Source organism: Kocuria dechangensis (assembly GCF_014636775.1).
Classification (GTDB): Bacteria; Actinomycetota; Actinomycetes; order Actinomycetales; family Micrococcaceae; genus Kocuria; species Kocuria dechangensis.
Map to the genome: position 1 here is coordinate 146,493 of NZ_BMEQ01000006.1, position 13,960 is coordinate 160,452.

Genomic DNA, 13,960 nt, shown 5'->3' on the forward strand with positions numbered 1-13,960 from the left:
CGGTCATGACCATCGCGCTGCAGTACTGCCACCTCACCGTCACCGATGTCGAGGAGTCGATCGCCTTCTACGTCGACGCCCTGGGCCTGACGGTGCTCAACGACGTGTCCGCCGGCGGATTCCGCTGGGTGACCCTGGGCACCGACGTCCAGCCGGGGCTGGGGATCGTGCTCTCGGTGCCGCACGCCGGCCGGTCCCAGGCCGACGGTGACGCCCTGCAGGAGCTGCTCACCAAGGGGGTGCTGCCGATGATCGTGTTCGCCGCCGACGACCTCGAGGCGACCTTCCGCACCGTGCGCGTCCGGGGCCGAGGTCCTCCAGGAGCCCACCGACCAGCCCTGGGGCCCGCGCGACTGCGCGTTCCGCGACCCCTCGGGCAACACCGTCCGGATCGCCCAGGCGCCCGAGGCCTGACCCCTTGGTGGGCCGCCCCCGGAGGAGCCCGTCACGGCTCGCAAGGGACTCTCCCAGGGAAGAGTCCTGTCGCCGGCGGGGATCATCGTGGGCGCACTTGTGCTGGGGTGGGGGGGGGAATGGCCCCGGCACCGGCCCGAGGGAGGCTGGTCACCGGGGCATCCCGGCCGGCGACCCCTCCCGGAGGGAGGAGTGCCGGCCATGGTGGGAATGCGGCGACATCCCCACACCTAGATTCTACTGGTTAGTAAATAAAGTGTACCCCGGGTTCAGCCTCGAGCACCTTTCCGAGGCCCTGAACTGGGGCTACTACAACAGCCGCCGACCGGACCCCCGTCCCGCCCAGCTCACCACGCAGCGTGAGCTGCCCGAGCTGATGCACGGCATGCCGTACATGCGTGCCGGGATCCTGTGCCTGGACCTCGCCCTCCATGGGGCTGTGCCGATCCTGCCCGGGGTGCTGGAGCAGCCCGCCCCGCCCTGTGCGACGGCTGGACGCCATGGGGTGACCCCCAACGGCGTGCCGGGGGTCACCCCATGGCGTTCAGGCGGAGATCGCCTCCGAGATGAGGGTCGCACCGTCGGAGAACTCGATCGTCTTCCCGATCGTCGACGGGTCGTCCAGCACCGCGGAGACCACGAGCGCCACGTTGGCGCGGGAGGTGCTCCGGTCGCCGTCGGACCGGCCGCCGACGTCGATCTTGCCGGTGGCCTCGTCCAGGGTCAGGGCGCCGGGGCCCACGATCGTCCAGTCGAGGCCGGAGGCGCGGAGGTGGTCGTCGGCGTCGGCCTTCGCCTGGGCATAGGTGTGGAAGGGGTCGTCCTCCGGGACGCCGTGGTCCTGCCCGGCCCCGAGGTAGGAGACCATGACGAAGCGCTTCACGCCGGCCTTCTCGGCGGCGTCGATCGCACGGATCGCGGCCTCCCGGTCCACGGCCCAGGTCCGCTCGGGGCTGCCGCCGCCGGCACCGGCGCTCCACACCACGGCGTCCTGGCCCCGCAGCAGCTCGGCGATCTCGTCGACGGAGAGCTTCTCGACGTCGGCGACCACGGCCGTCGCGCCGGTGCTCTCGACGTCGTCGGTGTGGTCGGGGTTGCGGAAGATGCTGGTCACGTCGTTGCCGCCGGTCTGGAGCAGCTGCGCCAGGATGAGGGCGACCTTGCCGTGGCCGCCGATGATGGTGACGTGGGACATGGGGGTGCTCCTTCTGAGTGCTGAGGGGATGATCTCGTTCCTCCCCGACGCTAGACCCGTCCCGTCCGCCTGAGAACCGCTCACGCGCTGGGCGAAACCGGGAATGCGGCGCCCCCGGCGGCGCGCAGGCGGACTGCGGTAGCGTCGGTGCGGTTCCTGTCCCCGTCCCGGAGGTCCCCCAGTGCTGCTCTTCCAGATCCTGCTGTCCGCGATCGCCCTGATCCTCATGGTGGTGGCGCTGCTCGACGGCGCGTGGCTGCTCGCGCTGATCGCCGCGATGATGCTGATGGTCGCCCTCTCCGGGGTGTTCATCGCCCACCGCAGGGAGAAGCAGCTGGGCCGCCGCTGATCTCCGGACGCTGGGCTCCGCACGGCACTCCCCCGCGCTGAACCCTCCCGCACCGAGGAGTCGTGATCCGCACTTACCGGCAACGAGGGGTCGTTGCCTGCACAGGCCGGCGCCGAGGGGTCGTGTGCCGCCGGCATGAACCACCCATACCGTCAGCACACGACCCCTCGGCGTGAGCGAGAGACCGGAAGTGACCCCTCGGCCTCAGCGGGTCACAGGACACGACCCCTCGCGGCGGACGTCACCGCGTCGCGGTCACCCGGTCGGCCTTCTTCCGCGGAACGGCCAGGACGGCCAGGATCCCGACGAGGGCGGCGATCGACCAGACGGAGAAGTTCACGAAGTTCCCGAGCTGCGAGGCCACCAGCACCCCGCCGCCGGCGATCGCCAGGACGGCGCCGATCCGTCCGATCCCGAGCGTCACGCCGAGAGCCGTGGCACGGGTGGCGTCGGTGAAGTACGTGGCCACGAAGCCGTTGACCAGGATCTGCGCGCCGATGGAGCCGAAGCCCACGACCGCCACGAGCAGGTACATGGCCCACAGCGGCATGATCCCGGTGCCCATGAGCAGCAGCGCCGCCCCCGAGGAGAAGAACGAGAAGGCGGTCACGGGCCGGGGCCCGAACGCGTCCGCCAGCCGGGAGGACACGACGACCCCGAGCACGGCGCCGATGTTGACGGTGAGCAGGAAGCTCAGGGACGAGGTCAAGGAGTAGTCGGCGAGGATGAGCAGCTGCGGCATCCACGTGTTGAGGCCGTACACGAGGGTCTGGCCCGCGATGCCCGCCAGGCAGAACAGCAGGGTGGCCGCCGCCCAGCGGCCCGAGAGGATCGTCCGGAGGCGGTTCTGCGTCCGAGCCGGAGCGTCCGCCGACGCCGGCGACGCTGCGGGGGCCTCGTCCTCGGGAGCGTGCAGGCCGTAGTCCCGCACCACCTGCGCGGCCTCCTCGTGCCGTCCGCGGGCGCGCAGGTAGGCCGGGGACTCGGGGAGCAGGAAGAACAGCAGCGGCACGACGGTGATGAGCGGGAGCCCGCCGATGCCGAGCATGCCGCGGAAGCCGATGGAGCCGAGCAGGAGCATCGCCAGCAGGGCGGCGAGGATGCCGCCCACCGCGTAGCCCGAGAACATGAGGGCGTTGTTGAAGTTGCGCCGGTGCGGCGCGGAGAACTCGACGGTCACGGCGATGGCCGTGGGGATGACCCCGCCCAGGCCCAGGCCGGCGAGGAAGCGGAAGAGCCCGAACAGCTCCGGGCTCGGCGCCAGCGCGGTGGCCACCATGAGCATCGAGAACATCGTGATGGACACCAGGAGCACCTTGCGCCGGCCCACGACGTCGGTCAGGTAGCCGACCAGGATGGCGCCGATGAACATGCCGGCCAGCGCGTAGCTGCCGTAGGCGCCGGTCTCCACGGGCGTGAGCCCCCAGGCCTCGTACTTGAGCAGGGAGGGGACGATGGCCCCGTAGACGACCAGGTCGTACCCGTCGAAGACGATGGACACGAAGCAGAGCAGAATGACCAGGGCGGCGGACTTCCGCGGCCGGGCGCCGTCGGCCGGCCCCTGCCCTCCTGACCCGGTGGGCGCCAGGGCTGTCGGCGAAACGTTCATGAGGAGCTCCTCGGGGAGTGTCGACGCCTCGGCACGTCGCCGAGCATCGGAAGAATATGTAACAGTTAAGATGTGAACACACGACGATCTGTTTCACAAGAGGGTGTGCTCAGGCATTCGACCCACACCGACGGGAAGGAGACGGGGATGCGCCCCAAGGACCTCGTGATGGACCTCTTCGGGGACTACGTCCGCTACACGGGAGGAAGCATCCGCCTCGGACAGCTCACCCACCTCCTGGAGCTGTTCGGCGTCGAGCCCGCCACCACGCGGGTCACCCTCTCCCGCATGCGCAAGGACGGGTGGGTGGAGACCGAGCGGCACGGCCGGGAGATGAGCTACTCGGCGACCCCCCGGCTCCTCGAGGTGCTCGACGAGGGGCGCGCGCGCATCTTCGCCCCCTCGCGGTCCCCCTGGGCGGGGCAGTGGACGATGGTGATCTACCAGATCCCGGAGTCCCGGCGGGCGGACCGGGAGCAGCTCAAGAAGATGCTGTCCTGGGAGGGCTTCGGCCAGCTCACCCCCACCACGTGGGTGGCCCCGCGGGACGTGCGGGAGCGCATGTGCGCCGCACTGGACTGCGACCGGGACGAGAACGTCCACGTGGTGCTGATGTCCACCGGCTCCCTGGAGCGCGACCGCCGCCTGGCCCGGCAGTGCTGGGATCTGGAGGACCTGTCTCGGGACTACCGGCTGTTCGTCGACGAGTGCCGGCAGTGGGCCGAGGGCGGGGCGCAGGGCCTCGCCCCCGAGGAGGCCCTGGTCGCCCGGGTGCGGCTGGTCTCGGCCTACCGCCGCTTCCCCTTCCGCGACCCGCAGCTACCCACGGCGCTCCAACCCGACGACTGGCCGGGCGACACCGCCTACGAGCTGTTCGTCCGTGCCCACCAGGCGCTCGCCGGCGCGGCGACCGAATACGTGTCGGCCGTCCTGGCGGACTCCCAGCGGACCGGAAGCCCCACTCCTTTCAAGTAACACTCTTCCGTGAAACACATATCTGTTGTTACTATTTGCTGGAGACCTCGACCACATCGAGACCATCAACACGAGGGAGTGACCCACCATGACGATCCGTGTCGCGTGCATCGGCGGAGGACCCGGCGGCCTGTTCTTCTCCACCCTGCTCAAGCGCCGGCTTCCGGAGGCCGAGGTCGTGCTGTTCGAGCGCAACCAGGCCACGGACGCCTTCGGCTTCGGGGTGGTGTTCTCCGACGCGACGCTGCGCCGGATCAACGAGGCCGACCCGGTGCTCAACGACGCCCTCGCCGACCACGGCCGGCACTGGGACGCCATCCAGGTCTGGCTCAAGGGCCAACGGCACGCGTTCGAGGGCAACGGCATGGCCGCCATCCACCGCAGGACACTGCTCGCGCTGCTGCAGGAGAAGGCGCAGGAGGCCGGGGTGGACCTGCGCTTCGGCACCTTCGTCCCGGACCTGGCCGAGCTGGCCGGCTACGACCTGGTGGTCGCCGCCGACGGCGCCAACTCGCTCACCCGCCGGCAGATCGGCGAGGAGGTCCTGGGCCACGAGGCGGTCGAGGCCAGCGCGAAGTTCATCTGGTTCGGCACCACCTACATGTTCGACGGGCTGACCTTCGTGCACCGGCAGAACGAGCACGGCAACTTCGCCGCCCACGCCTACCCCATCAGCGACGAGCTCTCGACCTTCATCGTGGAGGCCGACGAGCAGACCTGGCGCAACGCCGGGCTCGACGAGTTCGACACCACCCAGCCCCCGGGCACCTCGGACCTGAAGTCCAAGGAGTACCTGCAGAAGCTGTTCGCGCCGGACCTGCAGGGCCACGAGATCGTGGTCAACAACTCCCGCTGGGGCAATTTCCGCACCCGCAGCACCCAGCACTGGTACAAGGACAACGTCGTCCTCGTCGGGGACGCCCTCCACACCGCGCACTTCTCCGTGGGCTCGGGCACCAAGATGGCCATGGAGGACTCCATCGTCCTGGCCCGGGAGGTCGCCGCCCACCCGGACGACCTGCCCACGGCGCTGGCCAACTACGAGGCCGAGCGCAAGCCCGAGGTCGCCAAGGTGCAGGACGCCGCCCGTCCGTCGCTGAGCTGGTGGGAGCACTTCGGCCGCTACCACAACGCCCTGGACCCGCTGCAGTTCACCTTCCACTTCTTCTCCCGCTCCATTCCCCGGGAGAAGATCCGCCGGCGCGACCCGCAGCTGGTCGCCGCGGTGGAGCAGGAGTGGCTGCGCCGCCACGGCACCGACCCGCTGCGCACCCCGCTGACCGTCGACGGCGTCGAGTTCGCGGGCCGTCTGCTCTCCGCCGGTGCCGACGGGCTGACCGACGGCACCGCGACCGTGCCCCTGGACGCCCCGGACGTCACCGTGGTCGAGGCCCCGGCGGACGAGGCCGGCCTGGCCGCCGCCTTCGCGCAGCTGCCGTCCTCCGGGGCGGCGGTCGTGCGCGGCGGCACCGAGCTGACCCGGCGGCTGGTCTCCGAGGAGGCCCGGCTCGGCCGCGGTCTGACCACGGTGCTGCTCGAGGCCGCCGACGAGGACGCCGCTGCCACCGCGATCCTCTCGGGCCGTGCCGACGCCGTGGCCGTGGGCGCCGGCGTCGGGGCCGAGAACGCCGGTGCCGTGGCCGTGGGAGGTGCCCGATGAGCGCCCCCGCCACCGCCGCACGGGCCCGCACGGGCCTGGAGGCCCTGTTCGCCCCGCGCGGGATCGCCGTGGTCGGCGCCTCCGCCACCCCCGGCAAGCTCGGGGCGGTCATGGCCGAGGCCCTGTCCTCCTACGACGCGCCGCTGGCCCTGGTGAACCCCCGGGCCGAGGGGATGCACCCCGGTCTCGGGGCCGCCGCTGCGGCCCTCGAGGCCCCGCTCGACCTGGCCGTCCTCTGCGTCCCGGCCGCCGTCACCGCCGCCACCCTCCGCGAGGCCGCGGCCGCCGGCGTGCAGGCCGCCCTGGTGTGCGCCGGCGGCTTCGCCGAGGTCGGCGGACCCGGCGTGCAGCACCAGCAGGACGTCGCCGAGGTGCTCGGGGAGACCGGCATCCGTCTGCTGGGCCCCAACACCTCCGGGTTCTTCGTCCCCCGCCTCGGGCTGCGGGCCAGCTTCGTTCCCGGCGTGTCCTCCATCGCGCCGGGGCGGATCGGCGTGGTCTCCTCCAGCGGCGGGGTCAACCACGCCGTCTCCTTCCGGCTGCAGCAGGCCGGCGTCGGGGTCAGCCTCGGCGTCGGCCTCGGCGCCGGGATCGACGTCACCGCCCCCGACGTGATCGACCACCTCGCCGCCGACCGGCACACCGCGGTCATCGCCCTGCACATCGAGACCGTCGCCGACGGGCCGCGCATGATGGAGGCGATCCGGCGTGCCTCCGCGGTCAAACCCGTCGTGGCCCTGGTGATCGGGAAGAACGACGTGGCCGAGTTCGCGCAGTCCCACACCGGGGCGCTGGCCACGTCCTGGCGGACCAGCCGCTCGGTGCTGCGCCAGTGCGGAGCGGTCCTCGTCGGCGACGAGACGGAGCTGGTGGACGCCGCCGTCGCCCTGTCCCGCACCCGCATCCCCGCCCACCCCGATCCGGGCGTCGGGCTGATCACCGGCCAGGCCGGTCCGGGGCTGATCGTCGCCGACCAGCTCGCCGGCGCGGACGTGACCGTGCCCCGGCTCACCGGTGCCACGGTCTCGGCCCTGTCGCAGCTGCTGCCGCCGCTGACCTTCCAGGCCAATCCCGTGGACACCGGCCGTCCCGGGCCGGAGTTCCCCGAGGTCGTCCGGGCCGTCGCCGCCGACCCCGGCATCCAGGCCGTGGGCCTGTACGGGATCCTCGAGCCCGTGGTCGACCTCCCCGCCGCCGTCGAGGAGGCCGGGCTGGCCGGCACCCCGGCGCTGATCGCCGTCGACGGCCCGCCGGAGGGGACGGCCGCCGCCGTCGCCGCCGGTGCCCAGCGGGGCCTGCCCGTCGTCACCGGGCCCACCGCCCTGGCCCGCGGGCTCGCGGCCCTGGTCCGGGACGCCCGCGCCCAGCACGGCCTCGGCCGGGCGGCCGTGGCGGCCCCGCCGATCTCCGCGGGCACCGGCCCGTGGGACGAGGCCGAGGCCAAGGACCTCTTCGAGGCCGCCGGCATCCCCGTCCCGGCCCGTGCCCGGGCCGGGACCCGCGAGGCGGCCCGGGCCGCCTTCAGGTCCCTGAGGACGCCCGTCGCGGTGAAGCTCGTCGACGCCGCGGTGCTGCACAAGACCGAGATCGGCGGCGTGCACCTCGGGATCGCTACCGAAGCCCAGCTCGACGAGGCCCTGGTCACGCTCGACCGGGCCGGGGCGAAGGAGTACCTGCTCGAGGAGATGGCGCCGTCCGGCATCGACCTCGTCGTCGGAGCCCGTCGCGACCCGGTCTTCGGCCCGGTCGTGCTCCTGGGCCTGGGCGGCACGGCCGCCGAGGCCCTGGCCGACGTCGCCCTGCGCGCGGCGCCGCTGAGCGCGGGCGCCACCGGATCGATGATCGACGAGCTGGCCGGCAAGGCCCTGCTGCGCGGCTGGCGCGGCGGCCCGAGCGTCGACGTCGACCAGCTCACCCACGTCCTGGCCGCCCTGGGGGCCACACTGACCGCCGACCCCGGCATCGCCGAGATCGAGATCAACCCGCTGCGACTGACGGCGGACGGCCTCGTCGCCCTGGACGCCGTGATCGTCGCCACCGAAGTTCCCACCGAGGAGGAATGAACCAGATGGTCAAGCACAGCAGTGAAGGCACCGTCCCCTGGCCCGCCGAGGACGCGGAGCGATACCGCGCCGAGGGGTACTGGGAGGACAGGCCCCTGGGCGCCTGGGTCCACGAGGCCGCCCAGAGGTTCCCCGACCGCACCGCCGTCGTCGACGGCGCCGACGGGACCCGCATGAGCTACGCCGAACTCGTGGACCGGGCCGACGCCGCCGCCGAGCGCCTGCTCGGCCTGGGCCTGCGGCGCGACGACCGCGTGCTCGTCGTGCTGCCCAACGGCTGGCAGTTCGTGGTCCTCACCCTGGCCTGCTTCCGCGCCGGGATCATCCCGGTCATGGCGCTGCCGGCCCACCGCCGGTACGAGCTGCGCTTCCTCGGCAACCTCGCCGAGGCCCGCGCGATCGTCGCCGCCGACGAGATCAAGGGCTTCGACTACCAGGAGCTCGCCGACGAGCTGCGCCCCGAGGTCCCGACCCTGGAGTGGACCCTGGTCTCGGGCGTCCCGCGCGAGGGCAACGTCGGCCTCGAGGAGCTCCTGCGACCCGGGGAGGACCCGGCCGGCGCCCGCGCCCGGCTGGACGCCGCCGCCCCGGCGGGCACCGACCCGGCCTTGTTCCTGCTCTCCGGCGGGACCACGGGCCTGCCCAAGCTCATCACCCGCACCCACAACGACTACGCCTACAACATCAGGGCGTGCTCCGCGGTGGCCGGGCTGACCGAGGACTCCGTGTACCTGGTGTCGATGCCGGTCAGCCACAACTTCCCGCTGGCCTGCCCCGGCGTGCTCGGGGCGCTGTTCCTCGGCGCCCGCGTGGTCACCCTCCCGTCCCCCAACCCCGCCAGGGCCTTCCCCGTGATCGCGCAGGAGGCCGTGACCATCACCGCGGTGGTGCCGGCGGTGGCGCAGAAGTGGATCGAGCACCAGGAGGAGCACCGCACCGACCAGCTCGGCACCCTCCAGGTGCTGCAGGTCGGCGGCTCCCGGATGCCCGACGAGCTGGCGCGGCGCGTCAGGCCGGTCCTGGGGTGCACCCTCCAGCAGGTGTTCGGCATGGCCGAGGGGCTGATCAACATGACCCGCCTGGACGACCCGGAGGAGGTCGTCTGCACCACGCAGGGGCGGCCGGTCTCCCCCGCCGACGAGATCCGCATCGTGGACGCGCTGCTCGAGGACCTGCCGGACGGCACCCCGGGCGCCATCCTCACCCGCGGCCCCTACACCCCGCGCGGCTACTACGCCGCGCCGGAGGCCAACGCCAAGTCCTTCGAGGAGGGCGGCTGGTACGCCTCCGGGGACATCGTGGAGCGCCGCCCGGACGGCAACCTGATCGTGCAGGGCCGGGACAAGGACATGATCAACCGGGGCGGGGAGAAGGTCTCCGCCGAGGAGATCGAGTCCCTCGTCTACCAGATCCCGGGCCTGTCCATCGTCGCGGCGGTCTCCATGCCGGACCCGGTGCTGGGCGAGAAGGTCTGCCTCTACGCCCAGATGGCCGGCGAGGACCCCCTGACCCTCGAGCAGGTCCAGGAGCACCTGAAGAAGGCAGGGGTCGCGGCGTACAAGATCCCGGAGAAGGTGGTCGTCGTCGACGAGATCCCCACCACCAAGGTCGGCAAGATCGACAAGAAGGCGCTGCGGGCCGACATCGCCCAGCGGATGAGCCTCCAGGCGTAGCGGCGCGCGCCGCGTCCACCCACGCCGAGAGGTCGCCATCAGCGCTCGCTCGCAACGAGGGGTCGTGTGATGACGGAATGAGTGCCTTGTACCGTCGGCACGCGACCCCTCGGCGCCGGCAGGGATCCGGAAGCGACCCCTCGCAGCACGGAATCGCAGCACGGAATCGCAGCACGGAATCGCCGCGCAGGATCGCGGCCGGTGTCTACTCCGCGGCGCTCTCGACGCCGGTCACGGTGGTCAGCAGGAACACCGCGTCCTCCAGCGCCTCCACGGAGTGCCGCTCCTGCGGGACGGGGTGGAGGTGGCCTGCCTCGAGCACCACGGTCTCGCCCGACCGGACCCGGATCCTCCCGTGCAGCACCTGGAGGCTGCCGGCGTAGGGGGCGCTGTGCTCGGCGAGCTCCGCCCCCTCCTTCAGCGCCATCAGGGTCTGCCGGAGGACCTTCTGGTGCAGCAGCTGCTCCGCGCTGCGGCCGTGCTTGTTGTGGCGGGCCTCGTTGAGGTGCTGCAGGGCGATCTCGTTCAGGTGGTGCATCGTCATCCTCCTGGGTAGGTGATCCGGTCTCCGTCGACCACGGCGAAGTCCCGCAGCGTGGCCGGGGTGAGCTTGCCGGGGCCCATGATGTGCTGCACGTCGTGCCCGCGTACGAGAAGGGCCTCGGCCACGAGCGAGCGGTGGCAGCGCCACCACACCGCCTCCGCGCACATGACGGCGACGGTCCGCTCCTCGGCCAGCGACTCCAGCTCGGCCAGCGCGGCCCGGAACTCGTCGGTCTGCATGTGGTCCGCGTAGCCGCGGAAGGACTCGTTGCGCCAGGCGGTGTTGACCGAGTCCTTCGACGTCGGGCGCAGGCCACCCAGCCCCTTGCAGTGGGTGTGCCCGATGCCGGCCGCCGCGAGGGTGCCCGGCAGCTGGTCGAGGTTGAACTGCGGGTTGGTCCGCGAGCGCGGCACGGTCCTGATGTCCACGAGCTCCTGCACGCCGAACTCCCGCAGCAGCTCCACGAACTCCTCGGCGGAGCGGGTGGAGTGCCCGACGGTGTAGACGGTGCGCGGTGCCATGCCCTCACCCTACTGACCGGCACGGGCGCGCACCGCGACCCGACACGGCCCGGGGCACGGGCTCACGCCCGGCACGTCACGGCAGGTCCGGGTCGCCGGCCTCCGCCCAGGCCGCCGACCCCGACGGCGTCCGCCGGCCGCCCGCCACCGAGGAGTTCCAGACCTCCGGGTCGGCCACGGAGAAGCGCCGGCCGGTCACCGCGGCGGGGACGATCCGGACGAACTTGTCCTTCAACCCCTCCTGCCACGGGAACAGCGGCAGCTCGAGGACGTTCATCAGCTCGTGGCCCCGCAGCACGGGCTGGGCACGGCCCTTGACGACCACGCTCCAGGCCCGGGAGGTGGCGTCGTCGTAGCCGTCGACCTCGAGGGCCACCGGCGCCTGCTCCGCCGCTGCGGCCGTCTTCGTCCCCTCCCCGGAGCGGAAAACGACCGTCTCGTGGTCGACCGCGTAGTTGACCGGGAAGATCTCCGGCTGGTCGTCCACCACCACCGCCAGGCGGCCGATCCCGGCCGCGCCCAGCAGGTCCCAGCAGACCTCGGCGGGGAGCTCCTCCACGTCCTTCCGGTACCACGTCATCGTCGTTCTCCTTCCTGGTGCGCGTCGGCTCCTCCACGCACGGGTGCTCCGGCCGGCGGACCGCTCGGGCCCGGGGCGCCGATCGGCCGCGAGGCTCCGGCACCGCGCCCCCAACCTACGCCGGGCCGGGCGCGGAGGGAACGGCGGGCCGCGCATGACGTGCGCCGGGACGGGGCGGTGCGAGAATGAGCGGCATGAGCGTCGTCATCGCGGGATGCGGAGATCTGGGCACGGAGATCGGGCTGCGGCTCGCCGAGCAGGGCCGGGAGGTGGTGGGGCTGCGCCGGAGGGCGGAGCTGCTGCCGCAGCCCCTGACCGGCCTGTCCGTGGACCTGAGCACGGAGGTGCCGGAGCTGCCCGGCGACATCGAGCTCCTGGTCGTCGCCACGGCCGCGGACGGGCGCAGCCCCGAGGACTACCGCGCGGCGTACGTCGACGGCCTGCGGAACCTGCTCACCGGCGTCCTCGAGGCCGGCTCCCTCCCGCGCCGCGCGGTGCTGATCTCCTCGACCGCGGTCTGCGCGAACCCCGACGGCGAGTGGGTCACCGAGGACACCCCCGTCGCCCCCTCCACCGACACGGCCCGCGTGCTGCTGGAGGCCGAGGAGATCTTCCACGAGCACTTCCCCCACGGCACCGTGCTGCGGCTGTCCGGCATCTACGGCCCCGGCCGGACGCGGCTGATCGACAAGGCGCGCTCCGGGAGCACGCAGGGCGGCGCCGCGTGGACGAACCGCATCCACCGCGACGACGCCGCCGCGGCCGTCGTCCACCTCCTGACCATGGAGGCCCAGCCCCTGACCCTGTACCTCGGCACCGACGACGAGCCGGCGCCCGAGCGCGAGGTCCTCGAGTTCCTGGCCGGAGAGCTCGGCCTGCCGCTGCCCCCGGTGGACACCGCGGAGGACGACGCCCGCCCGCGGGGCTCGAAGCGGCTGTCCAACCGCCGGCTGCGGGAGTCCGGCTTCGTCCTCGCGTACCCCACCTACCGGGAGGGCTACCGCGCGGTCCTGGCCGGGGAGGGCGTCCAGCACCCCTGACGGATCGCGGCGGCGGGGGCGTGGCAGCCCCCGCCGCCGCGGATCACCTCCGGCCGGGCGGCACCGCACCGGCCCGGCTCAGTCGTCCTCCTGCTCGCCGTCCATCTCCTGCTCCTCACCGCCGCCGTCGGCCGGTTCGGTGTTGTCGCACCCGGCGACGCCGAGGGCGGCGAACGGCAGGATGCCGATCGCGAGCGCCCTGCGCCACCCGTTCCTGTCGGTCCACACGGTCATGACTCCTCCTCAGAGGGTTCCACGGTAGTCCGCGCCGCGGTCCTGCACAGCGGCCGAGACGGATCCGTGACCCGGCCCGGACCGGCCGCCCCGATGCCGGTCTGCGGCAGCCCCCTGCTACGCCCCGCCGACCCGCTGCGTGGTCGGGATGTTGCCGGTGTGGACGGTCGAGACCTTGCGGTCCCCGTTCTCCAGGGGGAAGACCACGTGGGCGCCGTTCCACTGGTGTTCGTAGTAGTCGCGCAGGCGGTCCGCGAAGGCCCCGGCCCGCCACTCGATGTAGGGCATGTCCTGGCTGGCGTCCAGCAGGTAGTAGCTGCTGAGGGCCCGCAGCACCTCGCCGCTGCGCTCGCCGTCGGACCGGTTCTCGCCCAGGACCAGGTACATGGGCGCTCCGGGCAGGCCGTCGTAGGCGCGGACCTCCAGGTTGTCCACCACGCTGGCGTCCACCTCCGCCAGCACCCGCAGCTGGCTGCACAGCGTATCGAAGCTGCGCCGGAGGTCCATCGGCGAGAGCCCGTAGTGCTGGCGGATCTCCCGGAGCCGGTAGGTCAGCGAGGGCGAGCGGGGCTCCAGCACGAGCAGCCGGATCCGCACGCCCGAGCACAGCGCCCGGTGGATCGCGTCGAGGTCCCCGGCGAAGGTGAGGGGGAACGTGTCCATCCACCACAGCTCCTGGCCGGGCCGGACGTCCTTGAGCAGCTGGACGAGGTCCACCTCCTCGCGCACGCCGTCGAGTCCCTGGCTCCCGCCGGCGGGGGCGGCGGAGCTCCGGGCCGGCGCCTTGGCGGGACGGGCGTCGAGGCGGGCGCGCAGCTGCGCCAGCGCGCTGTCGAGGACCAGCCCCACGATCGAGACGGTCACGAGGGTGAAGCCCGCGTCCACCACCACCGTGCGCCACATCCCCTCGCCCCGGGCCACGAGGCCGGCCAGGACGAAGCCCACCCCCAGCGCCAGGAGGAGCCCCAGCAGCGCCGTGGTGCGCGACCACCACGGCTGCGCCCCGCGCGGGCGCGCCGCCGCGGCGGCGGCGTGCGCTCCGGCGACCACGTTCTTCCGATCTTCCACGACGTCCTCCGTTCCCGGTCCTGGGCACAGCCTGG

Annotated in this window: 13 protein-coding genes and 1 pseudogene; 7 read left to right on the plus strand and 7 right to left on the minus strand. The window is 72.8% G+C overall.

Annotation, left to right across the window (positions count from 1 at the left end; genetic code table 11):
• The first annotated feature begins 5 nt into the window (after positions 1–5).
• A pseudogene (locus IEW07_RS08085) lies at positions 6–414 on the plus strand (VOC family protein).
• 544 nt (positions 415–958) lie between these two features.
• Here the strand turns inward: IEW07_RS08085 and IEW07_RS08090 are convergent.
• Complete coding sequence (locus IEW07_RS08090) at positions 959–1,609, minus strand: SDR family oxidoreductase (RefSeq protein WP_188536044.1); 651 nt, start codon at positions 1,607–1,609, stop codon at positions 959–961.
• Between the two features lie 181 nt (positions 1,610–1,790).
• Here IEW07_RS08090 and IEW07_RS08095 point away from each other — a divergent pair, with 181 nt between their 5' ends.
• A complete protein-coding gene (locus IEW07_RS08095; RefSeq protein WP_188536045.1) occupies positions 1,791–1,958 on the plus strand; it encodes a hypothetical protein in 168 nt (55 codons plus the stop codon).
• Between the two features lie 241 nt (positions 1,959–2,199).
• Here IEW07_RS08095 and IEW07_RS08100 read toward each other — a convergent pair whose 3' ends face one another.
• The gene (locus tag IEW07_RS08100) at positions 2,200–3,567 is read right to left on the minus strand and encodes an MFS transporter (protein WP_188536047.1); all 1,368 of its coding nucleotides are present in this window, start codon (positions 3,565–3,567) and stop codon (positions 2,200–2,202) included.
• Positions 3,568–3,714: 147 nt separating this feature from the next.
• Here IEW07_RS08100 and IEW07_RS08105 point away from each other — a divergent pair, with 147 nt between their 5' ends.
• The 4 genes from IEW07_RS08105 to IEW07_RS08120 all read left to right on the plus strand — a co-directional run bounded on the left by IEW07_RS08105 (position 3,715) and on the right by IEW07_RS08120 (position 9,938).
• The gene (locus IEW07_RS08105) at positions 3,715–4,542 is read left to right on the plus strand and encodes a PaaX family transcriptional regulator (protein WP_188536049.1); all 828 of its coding nucleotides are present in this window, start codon (positions 3,715–3,717) and stop codon (positions 4,540–4,542) included.
• Positions 4,543–4,630: 88 nt separating this feature from the next.
• Positions 4,631–6,202, plus strand: a complete 1,572-nt coding sequence (locus tag IEW07_RS08110; protein WP_188536051.1) for an FAD-dependent monooxygenase — start codon at positions 4,631–4,633, stop codon at positions 6,200–6,202.
• Positions 6,199–8,265, plus strand: coding sequence for an acetate--CoA ligase family protein (locus IEW07_RS21425; protein ID WP_188536054.1), 2,067 nt, complete (start codon positions 6,199–6,201; stop codon positions 8,263–8,265). The genes IEW07_RS08110 and IEW07_RS21425 overlap by 4 nt, the downstream gene beginning before the upstream one ends.
• Positions 8,262–9,938: a (2,3-dihydroxybenzoyl)adenylate synthase gene (locus tag IEW07_RS08120; RefSeq protein WP_229741647.1), complete on the plus strand. Its 1,677-nt coding sequence runs from the start codon at positions 8,262–8,264 to the stop codon at positions 9,936–9,938. Before IEW07_RS21425 ends, IEW07_RS08120 begins: the two co-directional genes overlap by 4 nt.
• A gap of 205 nt (positions 9,939–10,143) precedes the next feature.
• On the opposite strand, the gene IEW07_RS08125 is transcribed toward IEW07_RS08120, so the two are convergent.
• From IEW07_RS08125 to IEW07_RS08135, 3 genes are all read right to left on the minus strand, one after another.
• Complete coding sequence (locus tag IEW07_RS08125) at positions 10,144–10,476, minus strand: cupin domain-containing protein (protein WP_188536056.1); 333 nt, start codon at positions 10,474–10,476, stop codon at positions 10,144–10,146.
• Between the two features lie 2 nt (positions 10,477–10,478).
• On the minus strand, positions 10,479–11,003 hold the full coding sequence (locus IEW07_RS08130) for a DUF488 domain-containing protein (RefSeq protein WP_188536058.1): 525 nt from the start codon (positions 11,001–11,003) through the stop codon (positions 10,479–10,481).
• Positions 11,004–11,079: 76 nt separating this feature from the next.
• Positions 11,080–11,583, minus strand: coding sequence for a pyridoxamine 5'-phosphate oxidase family protein (locus tag IEW07_RS08135; RefSeq protein ID WP_188536060.1), 504 nt, complete (start codon positions 11,581–11,583; stop codon positions 11,080–11,082).
• Positions 11,584–11,777: 194 nt separating this feature from the next.
• Between IEW07_RS08135 and IEW07_RS08140 the strand changes: the two genes are divergently transcribed.
• Positions 11,778–12,623: an SDR family oxidoreductase gene (locus tag IEW07_RS08140; protein WP_188536062.1), complete on the plus strand. Its 846-nt coding sequence runs from the start codon at positions 11,778–11,780 to the stop codon at positions 12,621–12,623.
• A 78-nt stretch (positions 12,624–12,701) separates the two neighbouring features.
• Here IEW07_RS08140 and IEW07_RS08145 read toward each other — a convergent pair whose 3' ends face one another.
• Together IEW07_RS08145 and IEW07_RS08150 are read right to left on the minus strand one after the other, a co-directional pair.
• Complete coding sequence (locus IEW07_RS08145) at positions 12,702–12,857, minus strand: hypothetical protein (RefSeq protein WP_188536064.1); 156 nt, start codon at positions 12,855–12,857, stop codon at positions 12,702–12,704.
• 117 nt (positions 12,858–12,974) lie between these two features.
• Positions 12,975–13,925, minus strand: coding sequence for a hypothetical protein (locus tag IEW07_RS08150; protein WP_188536066.1), 951 nt, complete (start codon positions 13,923–13,925; stop codon positions 12,975–12,977).
• Between the last annotated feature and the right edge of the window lie 35 nt (positions 13,926–13,960).

Excerpts from the sequence above, each read along its gene's own strand:
- IEW07_RS08090 (WP_188536044.1), bottom strand. The coding sequence starts at position 1,609 with ATGTCCCACGTCACCATCATCGGCGGCCACGGCAAGGTCGCCCTCATC.
- IEW07_RS08140 (WP_188536062.1), top strand. The coding sequence starts at position 11,778 with ATGAGCGTCGTCATCGCGGGATGCGGAGATCTGGGCACGGAGATCGGG.
- IEW07_RS08125 (WP_188536056.1), bottom strand. The coding sequence starts at position 10,476 with ATGCACCACCTGAACGAGATCGCCCTGCAGCACCTCAACGAGGCCCGC.
- IEW07_RS21425 (WP_188536054.1), top strand. The coding sequence starts at position 6,199 with ATGAGCGCCCCCGCCACCGCCGCACGGGCCCGCACGGGCCTGGAGGCC.
- IEW07_RS08120 (WP_229741647.1), top strand. The coding sequence starts at position 8,262 with ATGAACCAGATGGTCAAGCACAGCAGTGAAGGCACCGTCCCCTGGCCC.
- IEW07_RS08135 (WP_188536060.1), bottom strand. The coding sequence starts at position 11,583 with ATGACGTGGTACCGGAAGGACGTGGAGGAGCTCCCCGCCGAGGTCTGC.
- IEW07_RS08105 (WP_188536049.1), top strand. The coding sequence starts at position 3,715 with ATGCGCCCCAAGGACCTCGTGATGGACCTCTTCGGGGACTACGTCCGC.
- IEW07_RS08130 (WP_188536058.1), bottom strand. The coding sequence starts at position 11,003 with ATGGCACCGCGCACCGTCTACACCGTCGGGCACTCCACCCGCTCCGCC.
- IEW07_RS08145 (WP_188536064.1), bottom strand. The coding sequence starts at position 12,857 with ATGACCGTGTGGACCGACAGGAACGGGTGGCGCAGGGCGCTCGCGATC.
- IEW07_RS08110 (WP_188536051.1), top strand. The coding sequence starts at position 4,631 with ATGACGATCCGTGTCGCGTGCATCGGCGGAGGACCCGGCGGCCTGTTC.
- IEW07_RS08100 (WP_188536047.1), bottom strand. The coding sequence starts at position 3,567 with ATGAACGTTTCGCCGACAGCCCTGGCGCCCACCGGGTCAGGAGGGCAG.